This window comes from Pontibacter russatus (assembly GCF_009931655.1).
Taxonomy (GTDB): domain Bacteria; phylum Bacteroidota; class Bacteroidia; order Cytophagales; family Hymenobacteraceae; genus Pontibacter; species Pontibacter russatus.
Window position 1 is genome coordinate 1280318 of the sequence record NZ_CP047984.1, and the last position, 16524, is coordinate 1296841.

Consider the following 16524-nt stretch of genomic DNA (forward strand, 5'->3'; position numbering starts at 1 on the left):
TGAGGTCTGCACCATCCCATCCGCAAATGACAGGTAGGGCAGTAACGCTTGCTGTATCTCCTGAAAGCGCTTTCCGTTTATAGCCAGCAACTCCGCGCCAGCAGGAGCCGCCCCCCATCGGCATAGTGATAGAGGATGTGCGCCTTGCCAGCCGTCACGTACAGCTTTAGCGGGAAAAGCTGGTCGGTATGATACCAGTAGTTGTACGCTCCATCGGGCGCTCCTTTGGGTATAAGCTTCGTGTGTCCGCAGCGAATAAATGTGACGAGTGGCTTTAGGGAGGCATAAAACTCCTGCTCCGTCATGGGTTTATTCAGAGCGGCAAAAGTGCTGTCGAACTCCGCGTCAAACACCTCCTTCGGGGTATACCGGTACAGCCCCGGATGGGCTTCTTCCAGTGCCCGCCGGAACAAGGAGAAGTCTTCGCGCAACTGCTCAGGGGTAAACACTTCTGCCTGCCGCGGGGCAAGCTGGGCACAGGAAAGCAAGGGCAGACATACCAGCAACACGAACTGCAGCAAAAAGGCTAATCTTTTCATCTTCAAGGCTTAAAAGGTTGTTGTTGCTGCAAACTTAGGGTGTGGATACAGGCAAAGCGTCTTATCCGCTAAGTTCAGACAAGTATTTTCGACTTTGAGACGTATGCCGTTGGCGTAAGACCTGTCTGCTTCTTGAAGACAGCATTGAAGGTGGCTTTGGAGCTGAACCCTGCCTCCAGGGCAATGGCTAAGGTCGTGTAGTGGCTAAAGGCAGGATTCAACAGCAGGCGCTTTGCCTCCGCTACCCTGTATTCATTTACGAAATCATAAAAATTTTTATGCAGTCGCTCGTTCACAACACGCGACAGGTGGTGCCTGGGGATACCAGTCGCCTCCGCAAGTTCCTGGATGCTGAGCTCATTTTGTAGGTACGGCTTCCGCTCCTCCATAAACTGAAGCAGTTGGCCCAGGTACTCTTCGGCCGCGTCCTCCTTCAACCCCGACTTCTGATACTTCACCGCAGCGAGATTTTCGCCTGTCTGCATCTCGTTCACCGCCTCGTCGGGAGCTGGCACCTCTGCCTCCTCTGCTTCTTTCCTGCCCTGCGGAAACGGCAGCGAATTATTGAAGATAGCGGGCTGCGAAAGCGCTTTGTACCCTATCCAGTAGATACACACAATAACCCCCAGATAGTGAAAATGGTATACCTCCGACACCCAGGGCACATTCCATTTGCGGGCGTAGAACACCACCACGCCGATCAGAATGATGCAGAAAATCAACTGTACAAACTGCTTCAGCCACCGCAAGCGCACTTTTCGCAGTTCTGAGAAGCGCTGGAGTATGTTCTGTTCGTGCCTCCGGATAAGGACGAGTGCGGCATACGTATAGCCCAGGTGCAGAAAGTTGAGCAACTGGTTCAGGGTACCGAAGTCATCCTCCGATGCTTTGTCAAAGTTCTCGAGGTACGCGGTTTTAACTGCCGCTGGCTGCAGAAAATAGGGCAGCAAGTACAGCAGACACAGGGCAAACGGCACAAGGTGCAGAAAATCTTTCTTCCGCCAGACAGGTCTCTCACTGGTGAGTTTGGCGGTGAACAGGTATATGAGCGGACCAAATAGGGACGGCAGCAGCCAGCCTACTTTGCTCAGGTGCGGGAAGGCAAGGAAGAAGTCGCGTGTGTCGTATGCCACGAGCACTGTCTGTATAGATAACAGCAGGACAAGCGCCCCCAGCAGGCGGTTTGCCAGTTTGTTTTGCCTGCGCGTAAAGAGTAAGGTCGCCAAACACACTCCCTGCACTGCACCCGCCACCAGAAACACTTGTAAAGCAGCCAATGACATCGCCTTTTTTCTTTCAAAAATAAACTTTTCCCTGAATTTAAGCTATTCGGCAACTGATTGCCCCAGGTGCTTCGCTAAATTTAGTACGCATCAACCGGCGGCAGTGCGCTGCTGGAGTATATGGAAGGAAAACGCCGCCGGTCGTTGCCGCCCTGGAGCGCAACGGCTACGAAGCCAACAGCAAAAGTTGTTATATATACCCCTTGTCGCTGCAACATGGCAGGGGGTATATCACACCGGAAAGTATGCAGGAGCGGGAAACAATTCAAATGGAAAATCGCTTAACTGATTCTCTATTCATAAAAGTAATGATATTATATAAGCCATATATAAAATATTTATATATTTGGGTGCCAATATCTATACGTCTGTCTCAAGTAAGAATAACCGGTTCTATATATAGTGTGTGGCGGGTTCCGCTTCATATGCCAAAATCTTCTATCACCCTTCATCACTCGCTTTAATGGCCTCTCCTTTTAAACTCAGCCTTGCTACCGTCTCCCTGCTTCTGTTCTTATGCACATGCGCAAAAGCTCAAAATGACAGGGCAGCGTATTTTATAACCCTGGCAGGAGATACTGTTCAGGCAGCCATTGTGAACGCAAGCGACGAAAAGAACACCTTCGGCTTTAAGTTTAAAAACAGCGCGGGCGGAAACCAGGACCGGGAATATAAACCCGGCGAGGTGAAGGAAGTGATATATGGAAATGAGAAGTACGTTTCTGCTTTCATCCCGGACCCGGCCTTTAACCAAGCAGTGTTTTTAAAAATGCTGATCGAAAGCGAGGTGAACCTGTACAAGGCAGTTGACACAAACGGGAAGGCACATTTCTTTTTTCAGGAGGCAGGTGGAGAACTCCAACTGCTGCAGGAGAAAACATACAGCGGGCTGTTGAAGGTACATCTGAGAGGCTGTGCAACTATGAATTTCGATGATCCCTCCTTCGTGAAAAAATACGGCTACAGCGCCACCGGCCTGTCAAAATTTTTCATAGCCTACAACACCTGTGCAAGCCCTGGCGCGCCCATCATCGAGCACAAGAACAAAACAGAGTTATATATCACGAAGGGCGTGACAGCGGGCATGGCCAGCACATCCGTGTCCTTAACCACCATCGTGGCGAAACCCGGCAGCTATGGCACCTATGTGAACATGAATGCAGGCGTGTTCGGGGAGCTTCATATCGGCAGGCATTTGTCCACGCTGCTGGAGTTGCAATACCACAGCTACAAAGGCGGGCTTTATGAGCCGGATGCTTTTTATCCCGACGAGATAGAAATCGAAATGCAATATGTGAGGGTGCCCCTGCTGCTAAAGTACACCACCTCCGGAAAAGTCAGGTTGTTTGCGAATGCCGGTCCTCATGCAGACGTGCTGATCGGGCAAAGTGGCAGGAGAAACTACAGCAAAATAGAGTCTGATTACCATCCTGATTTCGCCAGGCTTTCTTATGGCCTGACCGGGGGTGCGGGGGTTGCGCTGGCGCCGTTCTCAAAAACAACGGCGCTTAAATTGGAGGGCAGGTACAGCAAAACAACGCTTAACACGGGCGTTAACCCGTGCGGCACCCTCGCCTCTTACCAGTTGCTGGTCGGTTTCAGTTTCTGATGAAGGGGTAGCGCCCCTGGCATCTACCGGCGCAGGCTATATATGGTCGTCGTTCACCTCCAGCCAGTAGCCGTCCGGGTCCTGGAAAAAGATTTGCCGGATGCCGTCGGAGCGCAGGTTGGGGGTTTTGGAAGTCTCCTCGAAGTTGCCGTAGGGAATGCCAAGCTCCTCCAGGTTTTCCATAAAGTCCTCCAGCGAGTCCACGCTGAAGCATATGTGCGTGTTCTTCTCATGCGCTATAAGGCTCGGTGCCCCTTCAATCAGGTGCAACTGGCTGCGCCCGCCCATGCTGAACCAGACATGCCAGCCGTCTTTGAAGGGCTCCGGAATCTGGCGCAGTTGCAGCACCTCCTCGTAAAATTTCACGCTTCGGCTGAGGTGATGCACGTAGAGCGCGATGTGGTTGATGGCGGTGGATATGGAATGCATAAAGGAAAACTCTGTTCGGCTGCTGTTATATATATAGCTGTGGCCGCTGTTGTTGGTTGCGTTCCGCAAATTTGAAACAAAAACCTTGGCAAAGCAACCGGAAGCTCATCCCTGCAAAACACTTCTCTCCATTTAGGAGTATTCTAAGGAGGAATAGATTCTTCCGGAAAGTCTGCATTTACATATACTGCAACCGGCTTACCGCTTTGTTTCATCTTTAGCTGCCCGAGTTATGCCACAACACGCCACAGACAAATTACTGCGAACAGCGCTGGCCTGCTTTCTGCTGCTGTTCTGCTTCGGTGCCCTCGCCCAGGAGCCGGTGCATTCCGGGAAACGCGAAATCGTTTTCCGCGCCGTCCACGTCATCCCCATGGACAAAGAGCGGGTGCTGGAAAACCAGGATGTGGTGGTGAAGGACGGCGTTATCACGGCTTTGGGGAACACAGGCAAGGTGACATATGGGAAAGACGCGCTGGTGATAGACGGCAAAGGCAAGTACCTGATGCCGGGGCTGGCCGAGATGCACGCGCACGTGCCGCCCGTGGATGATTTTGCGCCGATGGAGGAAGTGCTGCAGCTTTTTGCGTTGAACGGCATTACGACCATACGCGGCATGCTGGGCCACCCGCGCCACCTGCAGCTGCGCGACAGAATCAATGGCGGCGAACTCATCAGCCCCCGCTTTTACACCTCCGGCCCCTCCTTCAACGGCAACAGCGTGAAAACTCCGGCGCAGGCCGCCGAGATGGTGCGGGAGCAGAAACAGGCCGGGTATGATTTCCTGAAGCTGCACCCCGGCCTCACCCCCGAAACGTTTGCCGCCATCGCCAAAACAGCCAAAGAAGTGGATATCCCCTTTGCCGGCCATGTGTCATATGATGTGGGCATATGGCCCGCCATTGTCGCAGGCTACGCTTCCATCGACCATCTGGACGGCTTTGTGGAGGGTCTGGTGCCTGGGCTCGATTCCATTCCGGAGCAGGAAGCGGGGCTGTTTGCCATGTACATTGCCGACGAGGCCGATGAGTCGCGCATCCCAAAACTGGTAAACGCCCTCCGCGAAAACAACATCTGGGTGGTGCCGACGCAGGCCCTGGCCGAGCGCTGGATAGCGGCCGACAAAGCCCCCGAGGCACTGCGCCAAGCTCCCGAAATGGTGTATATGGATGCCGCAACCCTTGAAAAGTGGACATCTGCTAAAAAGGACATGATGCAGCACCCGAAGTACGATGCTGCCGAAATTGCCGACTATATAAAGCTCCGGCAAAAGCTTATATATGAGAGCAACGAAAACGGCGTCGGGCTGCTGCTGGGTTCTGATGCACCGCAGGTATTCAACGTGCCGGGCTTCTCCACGCACCACGAACTGCGTTACCTGGTGGACGCGGGCCTTAGCCCCTACGAGGCCCTGCGCACCGGCACCGTCAACGTGGGCCGCTACCTCAACCGCCCGGACATCGGCACCATCAAAGCCGGTGCCGCCGCCGACCTAGTTTTACTGGCGGGCAACCCCCTGAAGGATATAACGCAAACACAAAATATTGAAGGCGTGCTTGTTGCCAAACGCTGGCTCCCGAAGGCCTATATAGCGCAGGAACTCAAAAAGCTGGAGAAGCGGTAATATAACTTTCGCCATGCCGAGCTAAAGGCTGAAAAAGTGCTCCTTCTCAACGGGCTTGGCTTTGCTGTGGCGTAGCTACAGTAAAGGTGTGGTTATAGTTTTGTTGTTTTTCCTTTTATTTCGAAGGAGTTGAAGAACTTTTGAGCTGAAGGGTTGAATATATCTGAATCACTCATTACCACATAAAGTTCGTACTCCGTTTGGTCAACAATGAATAGTCGCACTTGAAGCACTACTGGCTGATGCTCCAAAGAGATTTGAGCCTCACACACCTCAATGCCTTTGTAGTCATAAAAGTTAAGGAAGTCCACTTTCGCTTTCAAGGTTTCAGCTTTCTTGTACACGTTTGCCTTGCATTTTTCTCTAATAGATGCCTTATCGGCAGGCAAAACCGCTTCATCGTATGTAGTGTGACTGAACGAGTATCCTAAGTTTTCATCATCTTCATTTTGAGAGTTGATGATATTCAAGTGTACAGTATATTCGCCCAACTCTGGAACATAGCCAACTCTATCAGTTTTCTTTACTTTATAGTCAGGATGATTTATAACATATCCTCCTTCTCTGCTTTCAAACTGCACCCACTCCTTTTGAGCCTCACTCACGTCTTTCATTGATGTGTTGTCACTACAACCAAAGTGAACTAAAGCCACAAAGAGCAAGGCAAACCATTTTTCCATCTATGTTTATAATTAACTATAACTGCCCGATATAAGTGAACATCCGTTTTACTATTAATTATGACAGACACCAGTAACTGAACTACTGAATATACTATATATTACATTACAAATACCTTTAACTAATCTTTTTCCCTCTGCACTTTTCTTCTTTTATATTGCCTTGGCGGGTTTCGTCTTTGCGCAAATACCAGTAGCTTTACTTTTCATCACCAACCACATTTTATCAGTACATGCGCCCCAGGTTTCTCCCGGTTATATATAGCTTATTTGCCCTGCTCCTGTTCAACAGCTGCGCCAAACTGGCCCATACACCTGCAAAGCAAAGCGCCGCTGCTAAGAAAAAAACACCATTCAGCGTGCAGGAGGCCACCATCGCGGATATACACAAGGCCTTTGAGGAGGGCACCTGCACCTGCGAGCAACTGGTGACCACTTACCTCCACCGAATCAAGGCCTACGATCAGCCGACCAGGCTGAACTCCATCATTCTCACCAACCCTAACGCCCTGGCCACTGCCCGGCAACTGGACCAGGAGTATGCGCAGACAAAGCAGCTCCGGAAACTGCACTGCATCCCGCTCATCGTGAAGGACAACTACAACACCGCCGGGCTGCAGACCACCGCCGGGTCGCTGGCTATGAAAGGCTTTGCCCCTGACCGGGACGCCTATCAGGTAAAAGCCCTGAAGGACGCCGGTGCCATAGTGCTGGCCAAAGCCAATATGGCCGAGTGGGCCTTCAGCCCGAAAGTCACCATCAGTTCCATAGCCGGCGAAACCCTGAACCCCTACAACCTGGCATTTGTGCCAGCCGGGTCCAGCGGCGGCACGGCGGCGGCAGTGGCGGCCAATTTCGGCATGGTGGGTTTGGGCACTGATACCGGCAACTCCATCAGGGGGCCGTCGTCGCACACCGCGCTGGTCGGTTTCCGCACGACCCTGGGCCTGACCAGCCGCAGCGGCATCGCGCCCCTGTACCTGCGCAACGATGTGGGCGGCCCCATGGCGCGCACCGTGGAAGACGCCACCAAAGTGCTGGAGGTGATTGCCGGCTACGACCCCGCCGACCCGCTGACTGAACACAGCCGGGGCGAGGTGCCGGAAAACTACCGCCAGTTCCTGGACAGGAACGGCCTGAAAGGTGCCCGCATCGGGGTGCTGCGCGCGCTGACCGAGGCCACTCCGGATACGCAGGTGATGGCGCTGTTTGAGCAGGCCATTACCGACCTGCGCCGACTGGGGGCCGTGGTGGTAGACTCCGTCGAGATAAAAGACTTCGACAGCCTGCGCGAGAACCAGTGGTGCGCTGTTTTCCGGCACGACATCAACCAGTACCTTTTTGCGCTCGGCGACAGCGTGCCCGTGAGCAGCCTGGAGGAAATCATCGCCTCCGGCAAATACGCACCCTATATAGCCGACGACCTGAAGTACCAGTACACGCAGGCAGACGCCGTAGGCGAAACCATATGCACCGACGCCTATACCGACCTAAAAAGAATCTCCTTCCGGGAGGCCGTGGAGGCCGCGATGGATGCGCAGCAGCTGGACGCGCTCATTTACCCGACCTGGACCAACCCGCCCGCCAGGGTAGGCGATATGGAAGGCTACAAAGGCGACAACAGCCAGGTGATTGCCCCGCACACCGGGCAGCCTGCCTTTACCGTGCCCATGGGCTATACTTACGAGAACCTGCCGGCGGGTCTGCAGTTCCTGGGCCGCATGTTCGGCGAACCCACACTGATACGGCTGACCTATGCCTACGAGCAGGGCACCAAACACCGAAGGCCACCGGCTCGCTTAACGGGAAAGGCACCTAAACCGGTGACGAAAAATTAGGCTGGCGTTTGTGATAAAGCCGGAAAAATCGTATCTATAAGAGACGGTTCCCCGGAACCGGAAAGCCACGCGGCCTTGTTCCTTTATGGCAGGGATTTCTGGAAGATGCGATAGGGCATCAAACGAAAGAATTCCTGCTTTCCGACACTGGTGCCATTTTAGGGATGGCACCCTCTGCTTACATATTGGCGGCATCTGCAACGCATACGTTACCTGCCCATTCACGACGCATCAACATAAATGAAGACAATTCTGATACTGCTGTTTGCCCTCGCCGCTTTTCCCTCCGCCGGGCAGAAGTTCTCGTTCTCGTACCACACCGATTACCCGAAGCTGCTGGCCCGCACCCAGGCCAAAACCGACAAACTTTATTACCCGAAACAGGTGAAGCGCTTTGTGCAGAACGACACCAGCCTGACGGATTTTGAGGTGCTGGCCCTGCTGGTCGGGTTTACGGCAGACAAGAACTACTGCATACCCCGGGATATGGAGATGGAGCGCAGCCTGTATCAACTGAACGACCAGGGCAGGTTCCGCGAGGCAGTGAGCAAAGGGCGGAGCTTCAACAAAACGCACCCCCTGCACCAGGCCACCCTGATTGAGCTGTCGTTTGCCTACCACCAGCTGCACATGCCTGACTCGTCGGCTTACTTCGGGCGCCAGTTTCACCGCGTGATGGACGCCATGGCCCTGTCCGGCTCCGGCTTGCACCCCGACTCCGCCCTGTTCTCCCTCACCCCCACCGACGGACGGAACCTTATCACGAGATACCTGAAAGCCGAGATTGGCAGCACGGACTCCGCCACCGACGCACACGGAAACTTTTTATATGTGCTGGAGTATGTTTCTGAGGAGGATGGCGCCAGACTGCCCCTCTACTTTAACGTGCAGCACGCCTACCGGCAGATGAAAAAGCAGTTGCACGCTAACCCCGAAAAAGCCGAGGCCATGCGCCCGAACTCCGGCAAGAGCAAAAGCCAGTAGCAGGCACGGCGCGGCTTTACCCGCTATATAAACCATATATAACCCACCAGCCAACAAAACCAGAAGAAGTATGGCAGCCTATGTACTTGTTGAAGTAGAAGTAACCGACCCGGCCACGTACGAGGAATACAAGCAGCTCACCCCCGCCACACTCGCGGCGTACGGCGGCAGATTCATCGTGCGGGGCGGCGCCAGTGAAACCCTGGAGGGCGGCTGGAAGCCAAACCGCGTGGTGGTGCTGGAGTTTCCGAGCGTGGAGCAGGCGAAGACCTGGTGGAACTCGCCGGAGTATTCCAAAGCGAAAGCCATACGCCAGCGGGCAGCCAGCACAAAGATGATTGTGCTGGAGGGTTTTGAAGGCTGAGCCGCCAAATTAGGGCTTTGGGATATATAGATGTAACTGAAACTGCCTTTGTGCGCTACACTTTTTTGCCGCAACAAAAGCGCCTGGCTTTGCTTCTGTTAGCGGCGATATAATTAAGCGATAAGCAAAAAGAGGCAAGCCAAATGTAATTTTAAGACAGCATTTACTGTCTGTTAACGTACGCTTTGGTGTCTGAATCCGTACATCAGGCATTCCGTTAAATGGCCATAAGTGCAACAGAGGCCTGTTTCAAACATGGCACATGTATTGGATATGGTCAGGCACAAAAATAAATCCGCCACGCCTGCCAAACATATATAGCCTCATGTTCCGCCACAGCCTCCTCCTCATCTACCGAAACTTCAAGCGGTTCAGAAGCACGTTCTTCATCAACCTGCTTGGCTTGTCTACGGGCTTGGCCTGCACGCTGCTCATATACCTGTGGGTGAGCGATGAAGTCAGCATGGACAAGTTTCATGAAAAGGACGGACAGCTTTTTCAGGTGATGACGAACCATGATAATTCCGGCGGTATCGTGACCTGGGAAGTGGGCCCGGGGCTACTGGCCGAGGCGCTGGCGGAGGAATTGCCTGAAGTGGCCTACGCCGTCAGCTCTTCTGGTATCCCCGATAAGTTCACCATATCCGCTGAAGAGAACCACATCAACGCGGCGGGCCAGTTTGTAGGCGAAGATTTCTTCAATATTTTCTCCTACCGACTTATCCAGGGAAACAAAAGCCAGGTGCTGGCGGATAAAAACGCCATTGTCCTATCCGAATCCCTGGCGCAGAAGCTGTTCGGCACCACCCAGAACGTTGTCGGCAGAACCCTGGAATGGCAAATCCTGCAGTTCAGAAAGCCGGTTGTCGTGACGGGCGTTTTCAAAGACGTCCCTCCTGCCTCCTCCGAGCAGTTCGACTTTCTGGTGTCGTTTGAGGAATTTAAAGACATGCTCGGCAGCGGCCTCCACTGGGACAACCACAATGCGAAAGCCTACCTGCTTTTACAGGAAGGAACAGACGCGGGGCAGTTTAACCGCAAGATTACCGGGTTTATAAAGAGCAAGCTCCCGGCCTCCAATGTCACTGTATTCATCAGGCCCTACTCTGACAAGTATCTATATGGCACCTATGAGAACGGGGTGCAGGCTGGCGGCCGGATTGCGTACGTGAAGCTGTTCTCGCTGATTGCCGTTTTCATACTGGTGATTGCATGCATCAACTTCATGAACCTGTCCACGGCAAAAGCTTCCCGACGCATAAAGGAAGTCGGCATCAAAAAAGCCATGGGTGCCAGCCGGGAGTCGCTTGTCCTGCAATATATGGGCGAGTCCATGCTGATGGCGTTCGCCTCGCTTATACTTGCGCTTGTGCTGGCGGAGCTTTCCCTTGCAACGTTCAACCAGATAACTGGGAAGCAGCTCGTCCTTTCGTTTGACACCCACTTTGTGCTGGCGGCACTCGGCATCACACTCATCACGGGCCTGCTGGCTGGCAGCTACCCGGCCCTGTACCTGTCCGGTTTCAAGCCCGCCACCGTGTTGCGGGGCAAGCTCGACAGCCTGGGCGGGGAACTCTGGGCACGGAAGGGATTGGTAGTGTTCCAGTTCACGCTTTCGATCATCCTGATTGTGGCGGTGCTGGTGATATACAAGCAGATTGAATATGTGCAGACGAAGAACCTGGGATATAACAAAGACAACATCGTCTATTTTAATGCAGAAGGCAGCGTGCAGGAAAAGCTGGAGACTTTCCTTTCAGAAGTAAGGAAGGTACCGGGCGTAGTGAACGCCTCGAGCGGGGGCAGCATTATCACAGATGTCGGATCCACAATCGGTTTGTCGTGGCCAGGTAAAAATCCGGAGGAGGATGTGGCCTTCCAGGTACTGTCTGTAAACTACGATATGATTGAGACATTGGGCATCCAGGTGAAAGCCGGACGCGCCTTTTCAAGAAAATTCGCCACAGACACCGCCCGCATCATCGTGAATGACGCGGCAGTAAAAGCGATGGGCATGCAGGACCCGGTGGGAAAAGCGGTGAACCTGTGGGGCGAAGACAAGAAGATCGTCGGGGTGGTGAAAGACTTTCATTTCCAGTCGCTGCATGAGCATGTGAAACCGCTGCTTTTCAGGTTAGAGTCTGACAAAGCGATGAAGGTGATGGCAAAAATAGAGGCCGGAAAGGAAAAAGAAACCCTTGACCAGTTGCAGCAGCTCTACAAAGCATATAACCCCGGCTTCGTGCTCGATTACAGGTTCCTGAACGAGGACTATCAGCAGCTATATGCCGCCGAGCGGCGCGTAGCTGTCCTGTCCAGGTACTTCGCCGGTCTGGCAATCCTTATATCCTGCCTCGGCCTGTTTGGCCTGGCAGCCTTCACGGCCGAGAGAAGGTTGAAGGAAATAGGTGTCCGGAAAGTGTTGGGGGCGAGCGAGTTTAACATTGTGTACCTGCTGTCGAGCGACTTCACGAAGCTGGTACTGGCCTCTATTCTGGCTGCGTTGCCCCTGAGCTTCCTCCTCGTCAAATACTGGCTCGACAATTTCGCGTACCGGATAGATCTGGAGGCGTGGTACTTTATAAGCGCCGGGCTGGCGGCGCTGCTCATTGCCTGGTTCACGGTAGGCATGCAGGCTATAAAAGCCGCGCGGATAAATACGGTCCAATGCCTGAAGGATGTATAATGCGGCTGTAGCGCCCGGTTCGGTATTCTAACTTTGAGATTCGCAGCGTTTGTTCTGCCGCTGTACTTATTACGCCGGAATTAACTAATTTTGCGCGGTATATGATGGAAGAGCAAAAGAACAACCCGCTGCACGGCAAAACGCTGGAGATGATCCTGGTGCTGCTGGTGGACTACTACGGCTGGGAAGAGTTGGGGTACAAAATCAACATCAACAGCTTCAACAAAAACCCGAGCGTCAAATCCAGCCTGAAGTTTCTGCGCAAAACGCCCTGGGCGCGCCAGAAAGTGGAGGAGCTTTATGTGCGCACCTTCCACAGAAAGTAGCTTTTGCAGCGAAACCCGGCCTTACCTTTGCAGAGACCGAAGGCACAGCGCCTATATAGCATCAGCCCCTGAAACCACAAAACACAAAGGCCATATATAAACTGCGGCTCCTGCCCTATACCGGACGCATGAAGCACGTACATCCAGAAACCGCGCCGCCCGCATCACCCTCCGTTTTACCCGGCACAACCGCCAGCATTTAAGAAGAAGCATCTATGACCACAGATACCAGCACCCGCCTGAATAAGTTTATATCCGACTCCGGCTTTTGCTCCCGCCGCGAGGCCGACCGGTACATCGAGGAAGGCCGGGTCACCATCAACGAGAAAACGGCGCGCATGGGCGCCACCGTAAAACCCGGCGATAAAGTGGCCGTGGACGGCGAGCTCATCAAGCGCCGGAAACCCACCGACCGCCCCATCTACATCGCCTTCAACAAGCCGGCCGGCGTGACCACCACCACCGACACGAACGACAAAAACAACATCATCGACTTCATCGGGTACCCAAAGCGCATCTTCCCCATCGGCCGCCTCGACAACCCGACCGAAGGCCTCATCCTGCTCACCAACAACGGCGACATCATCAACAAAATCCTGCGGGCGGGCAACCTGCACGAGAAGGAGTACATTGTGACGGTGGACAAGCCCCTGACGCCGGAGTTTATATCGCGGATGAGCGGCGGTGTGCGCATCCTCGACACCGTGACGCAACCCTGTTTTGTGCAGCAGCAGGGCAAAAATACCTTCCGCATCATCCTGACGCAGGGCCTGAACCGGCAGATACGCCGCATGTGCGAGGCGCTGGACTACAAGGTGGTGAAGCTCAAGCGCATCCGGGTGATGAACATCAAACTGGGCAACCAGCCTGTGGGCAACTGGCGCCTGCTCACACAGGAGGAAACCGACACGCTGCACCAGCTCGTGGCCGAATCAGTGAACACCGAGGACGCCTCTGTTTTTGATTTCGAGGATACTCCACCCCCCGCAAAGCGCAGACCGGCAAAGCCGAAAACAGATTCCAGTAAACCTAAAACAGCGCCCGGCAAACCCAAGGGTGCGCCTGCCAAACCGAAAGAGGAGTTTGTAAATCCAAAATCAGCGTCGCTGCGGAAAAAAGCGGCGAGCGGCAGAGGCACCCGAGGCGCCGGAAAAGGGGCGCCCGCTGCCCGAGGCAAGGGCGCTGCCGCCAAACCACGCACAAGCTCCGGCAGGCCGAAAGGCAGACGAAGCTAATCAGTAAGTTTATATATAAATCCCCTGCCGCCTGAAAGCGGCAGGGGATTTTAAGTTTTAGGTGGTGCGAGTTTATGCAGGCAATTTGCTTTATTGTTAGAGCGGATGCTTTAGCTGATAAGTATTAGGCTTCTAAAGCACTGTATATATCGTGTGGATAAACGTACTGCCAAGTATATCCACACGATAGCAAAAATGTAATACATGAATGAAACAGATAATTACAACAATTTTAGTCGTGCTAACTTTTGTTGGATGTACAGACGAAGAATCGCTTGTAGAATCTACTAACTATCATGAGGAAGAGTTAAGGGCTTACAATGACGTGTTCAATGAAATTGCGGACACTACTTTCTACTATAAAAAGTTAAGGGAGCAAAACGCTGAGCAAGCTGTCTTCTTTCTTTATAGAAATCTGGAAGCTATAGATAACAGTGGAAAGGAGAAAGAGCCGTTAGAAGAGTTCTTCACAGTATCGTTGGAAGAACGACCACACTATATTACAAGGTTAGAAGATTTCTCCAGGTATAGGTTTACCCCTGCGGCAGAAGGGAAGCTACCGCATCCTATCCGCTTGGACCTGCAAGAAGGTGAGGAGTGTATGTATAAATGGTTCACGCTATCAAGAGTTCTCTTCGATTCAAATTTCACCGAAGGAATACTTTATTACAGAAAGTGGTCTGGAGACATGGCATCTGGTGGTGGAACGCTAAGAATAAAAAAGGTAGAGGGGAAGTGGGTGGTGATAAAAAAGATACTTGCTCCTGTCGCTTAAAAAACAATTGTGCCAACCATAGCTATAAAGTAGTTATGCCACTTCATAGCCAAGCACGTTCAACATTTTTTGATCACTCCCTGATACACGATTTTGCCGCAAATGCCCCTTTAGAATGTCAGAATCGCACCGCCTGAAAGTCCGGTGGAAGTGCTTCCTTTGTGTAAACCAAATGCTTCAGGAGCTATGACATCAGCCAAAACCACCAAAATCATTTACTGGACCGCTACGGGCCTTATATTCCTTTTCGAAGGCGTGATGCCCGCCCTTACCTCCCACACCGACCTCGCCGTGGAAGGCATCCGGCATCTGGGCTACCCGGACTACTTCCGGGTGATGCTGACGGTGTTTAAAGTCGCGGGAGCCCTGGCTTTGGTTTTGCCCTTTGTGAAAGGGCGGGTGAAGGAGTGGGCGTACGCGGGCTTCGGCATCACGATGATTGCAGCGTTTGTCAGCCACTGGGCAGTAGACGGCTTGAACGGACAGACAATTTTCCCGCTTTTCATTTTCGCTGTGCTTGCCGTTTCCTACATTTACTACCACCGGCTCGTGAAGCTGCGCCGGCGCACGCAGCCGGACTTAAAACAGCACGATTTTGCTGTGTCAGGTTTATAGCCGCAACACATGCCTGCTGAGAGACGAAAACTCAATCAAAAACACTAACATCCTATGACCAAATACGGCCTGCACGGCAAACTCACGGCCACCTCAGGAAACGCAGACAAGCTGGCCGCCATCCTGCTGGAGGCATCGCGGTTGGTTTCTACAGCCAAAGGCTGCCGTTTATATATGGTCAGCAAAGACCGCAGCGACGAAGACGCGGTGTGGGTAACAGAAGCCTGGGACAGCAAAGAGGACCACGACCATTCGCTGCAGGTGGCGGGCGTAAAAGAACTCATCTCGCAGGCCATGCCCTTGCTGAGCGGCAGGCCGGAAAAGGGCCAGGAACTGGAAATCCTGGGCGGGCCTGGTATCCGCTAAATGCATGTATTCCACTGGCAGCCCTATATAGCCCAGCACCTCCTGCCCTGATGATGTAGCATATATAATATCAAGGAATCCGGCCATTCAGGGAACAGGAGAAATGGACTCGCGCGATACGCAGGCATATAAACTAAAACGGGCGGCGGGGGTATATAATTCCCTCCCGAATCTGCTCTGGTCCGTGCTGGCCTTTGTGCCCTTGTATATATGCTGCTACACGCTGCTGGACAGAAATTTGCTCCTTATCTTTCTGGTTGGCAGCCTTTTCACCATTTTCCTTCCCCAAGCGTTTTTCCACTATATACAGCTTGGAGAAACACCGGCTATATATAAAAAAGCAGGCGTACCATTCGTCGGCAGGTTTACGCAGAACGGCCAAATCATAAACGGGCTGCTGCGAAAGCGTTTCCCCCGGCACAGGGTTGTATCAGGCAGCAAAGAGTCAGCAGACAGGCTCTTCCGGCAAACTTTTATGTATGAGAAATTTCATTTCATGCTGTTCACCTTTTTCAGCCTTGTGCTTATATATGCGCTGGCAAAAGGATATATGGGATGGGCCTTGCTCCTGCTGCTCATAAATATCCTCTACAATGTGTATCCCTGCCTCCTGCAGCAGTACATCCGGCTAAGGCTGACGCCCTTTATGAGAAGAAATAGCCTATAAACTCCCTACACCTCCGTCTGCCGCCCCTAAGAACTACTGGCCCGCCTGGCCCCTACCCGGATTGGCAGCGACGGCCGCATCATGGAGTGGAACGAGGAGTTTGAGAAGAATGAGCCGGGCCACCGCCCTATATCACGGAGATGCTGATGCAAAGCCATGCCGACGAGATTGAGCTGCTGCCCGCCCTGCCAGCCGCCTGGCGCAGGGCCATATATGGCATTGTGGCGCGTGGCGGCTTCGAGGTGGATATAGCTTGGGAAAACGGTAAACGGAAACATGTCAAGATTGGGCAACCTCTGCCAGGTCCGCAACGGCAGTAAGGTGGTAATGCTGCAGACGCCGAAAGCCGAAAGCTATGTGCCGGACGGAAGTCTGAGGCCGCTCCGGTGTTGGATATAGTGATTAATAGGCCTGATATAGTCAGCTTGTGACGTTTCTGTCATAAATGGTGATAATTTCTAAAATAAAAACAATAACTTCCTGATGATAAAAGCTTTGTTTCAT

At 52.9% G+C, this 16524-nt stretch carries 18 protein-coding genes; 14 read left to right on the forward strand and 4 right to left on the reverse strand.

The annotated features are described in order from the left end of the window. Positions 1-77 precede the first annotated feature (77 nt). On the reverse strand, positions 78-539 hold the full coding sequence (locus GSQ62_RS05235; protein WP_161888531.1) for a hypothetical protein: 462 nt from the start codon (positions 537-539) through the stop codon (positions 78-80). 74 nt (positions 540-613) lie between these two features. Then, positions 614-1765: a helix-turn-helix domain-containing protein gene (locus GSQ62_RS05240; RefSeq protein ID WP_161888532.1), complete on the reverse strand. Its 1152-nt coding sequence runs from the start codon at positions 1763-1765 to the stop codon at positions 614-616. Between the two features lie 652 nt (positions 1766-2417). Between GSQ62_RS05240 and GSQ62_RS05245 the strand changes: the two genes are divergently transcribed. Continuing rightward, positions 2418-3431 carry a porin family protein gene (locus GSQ62_RS05245; protein ID WP_161888533.1) on the forward strand — a complete coding sequence of 338 codons (1014 nt, stop codon included), beginning with the start codon at positions 2418-2420 and terminating at the stop codon, positions 3429-3431. Between the two features lie 36 nt (positions 3432-3467). Here the strand turns inward: GSQ62_RS05245 and GSQ62_RS05250 are convergent, their stop codons facing one another. Beyond that, positions 3468-3860 carry a VOC family protein gene (locus GSQ62_RS05250; protein ID WP_161888534.1) on the reverse strand — a complete coding sequence of 131 codons (393 nt, stop codon included), beginning with the start codon at positions 3858-3860 and terminating at the stop codon, positions 3468-3470. A 232-nt stretch (positions 3861-4092) separates the two neighbouring features. On the opposite strand from GSQ62_RS05250, the gene GSQ62_RS05255 reads away from it, so the two are divergent. Further along, entirely contained in the window at positions 4093-5484 is a 1392-nt protein-coding gene (locus GSQ62_RS05255) for an amidohydrolase family protein (RefSeq protein ID WP_237587007.1), read from the forward strand. A gap of 92 nt (positions 5485-5576) precedes the next feature. On the opposite strand, the gene GSQ62_RS05260 is transcribed toward GSQ62_RS05255, so the two are convergent. Then, positions 5577-6164 carry a hypothetical protein gene (locus tag GSQ62_RS05260; RefSeq protein ID WP_161888535.1) on the reverse strand — a complete coding sequence of 196 codons (588 nt, stop codon included), beginning with the start codon at positions 6162-6164 and terminating at the stop codon, positions 5577-5579. 233 nt (positions 6165-6397) lie between these two features. Between GSQ62_RS05260 and GSQ62_RS05265 the strand changes: the two genes are divergently transcribed. The 12 genes from GSQ62_RS05265 (at position 6398) to GSQ62_RS20625 (ending at position 16340) form a co-directional block, all read left to right on the forward strand. Continuing rightward, on the forward strand, positions 6398-8002 hold the full coding sequence (locus tag GSQ62_RS05265) for an amidase family protein (protein WP_161888536.1): 1605 nt from the start codon (positions 6398-6400) through the stop codon (positions 8000-8002). A 240-nt stretch (positions 8003-8242) separates the two neighbouring features. Continuing rightward, a complete protein-coding gene (locus GSQ62_RS05270; RefSeq protein WP_161888537.1) occupies positions 8243-8986 on the forward strand; it encodes a DUF4919 domain-containing protein in 744 nt (247 codons plus the stop codon). Between the two features lie 70 nt (positions 8987-9056). Then, positions 9057-9350 carry a DUF1330 domain-containing protein gene (locus GSQ62_RS05275; RefSeq protein WP_161888538.1) on the forward strand — a complete coding sequence of 98 codons (294 nt, stop codon included), beginning with the start codon at positions 9057-9059 and terminating at the stop codon, positions 9348-9350. Between the two features lie 325 nt (positions 9351-9675). Further along, positions 9676-12036 carry an ABC transporter permease gene (locus GSQ62_RS05280; RefSeq protein WP_161888539.1) on the forward strand — a complete coding sequence of 787 codons (2361 nt, stop codon included), beginning with the start codon at positions 9676-9678 and terminating at the stop codon, positions 12034-12036. Between the two features lie 101 nt (positions 12037-12137). Then, positions 12138-12362: a VF530 family protein gene (locus GSQ62_RS05285; protein WP_161888540.1), complete on the forward strand. Its 225-nt coding sequence runs from the start codon at positions 12138-12140 to the stop codon at positions 12360-12362. Between the two features lie 215 nt (positions 12363-12577). Next, positions 12578-13597 (forward strand): 23S rRNA pseudouridine(2604) synthase RluF, encoded by a 1020-nt coding sequence (rluF, locus tag GSQ62_RS05290; RefSeq protein ID WP_161888541.1) that lies wholly within the window; start codon positions 12578-12580, stop codon positions 13595-13597. 208 nt (positions 13598-13805) lie between these two features. Beyond that, positions 13806-14372, forward strand: coding sequence for a hypothetical protein (locus tag GSQ62_RS05295; protein WP_161888542.1), 567 nt, complete (start codon positions 13806-13808; stop codon positions 14370-14372). A gap of 186 nt (positions 14373-14558) precedes the next feature. After that, positions 14559-14987, forward strand: a complete 429-nt coding sequence (locus tag GSQ62_RS05300) for a DoxX family protein (protein WP_161888543.1) — start codon at positions 14559-14561, stop codon at positions 14985-14987. Positions 14988-15041: 54 nt separating this feature from the next. Beyond that, positions 15042-15353, forward strand: coding sequence for a putative quinol monooxygenase (locus tag GSQ62_RS05305; RefSeq protein WP_161888544.1), 312 nt, complete (start codon positions 15042-15044; stop codon positions 15351-15353). A 103-nt stretch (positions 15354-15456) separates the two neighbouring features. After that, complete coding sequence (locus GSQ62_RS05310; protein ID WP_161888545.1) at positions 15457-16020, forward strand: glycosyl-4,4'-diaponeurosporenoate acyltransferase CrtO family protein; 564 nt, start codon at positions 15457-15459, stop codon at positions 16018-16020. A 45-nt stretch (positions 16021-16065) separates the two neighbouring features. Beyond that, on the forward strand, positions 16066-16167 hold the full coding sequence (locus GSQ62_RS21135) for a glycosyl hydrolase family 95 catalytic domain-containing protein (RefSeq protein ID WP_394351353.1): 102 nt from the start codon (positions 16066-16068) through the stop codon (positions 16165-16167). Continuing rightward, the gene (locus tag GSQ62_RS20625) at positions 16167-16340 is read left to right on the forward strand and encodes a glycoside hydrolase family 95-like protein (protein WP_202621844.1); all 174 of its coding nucleotides are present in this window, start codon (positions 16167-16169) and stop codon (positions 16338-16340) included. The genes GSQ62_RS21135 and GSQ62_RS20625 overlap by 1 nt, the downstream gene beginning before the upstream one ends. Positions 16341-16524 lie beyond the last annotated feature (184 nt).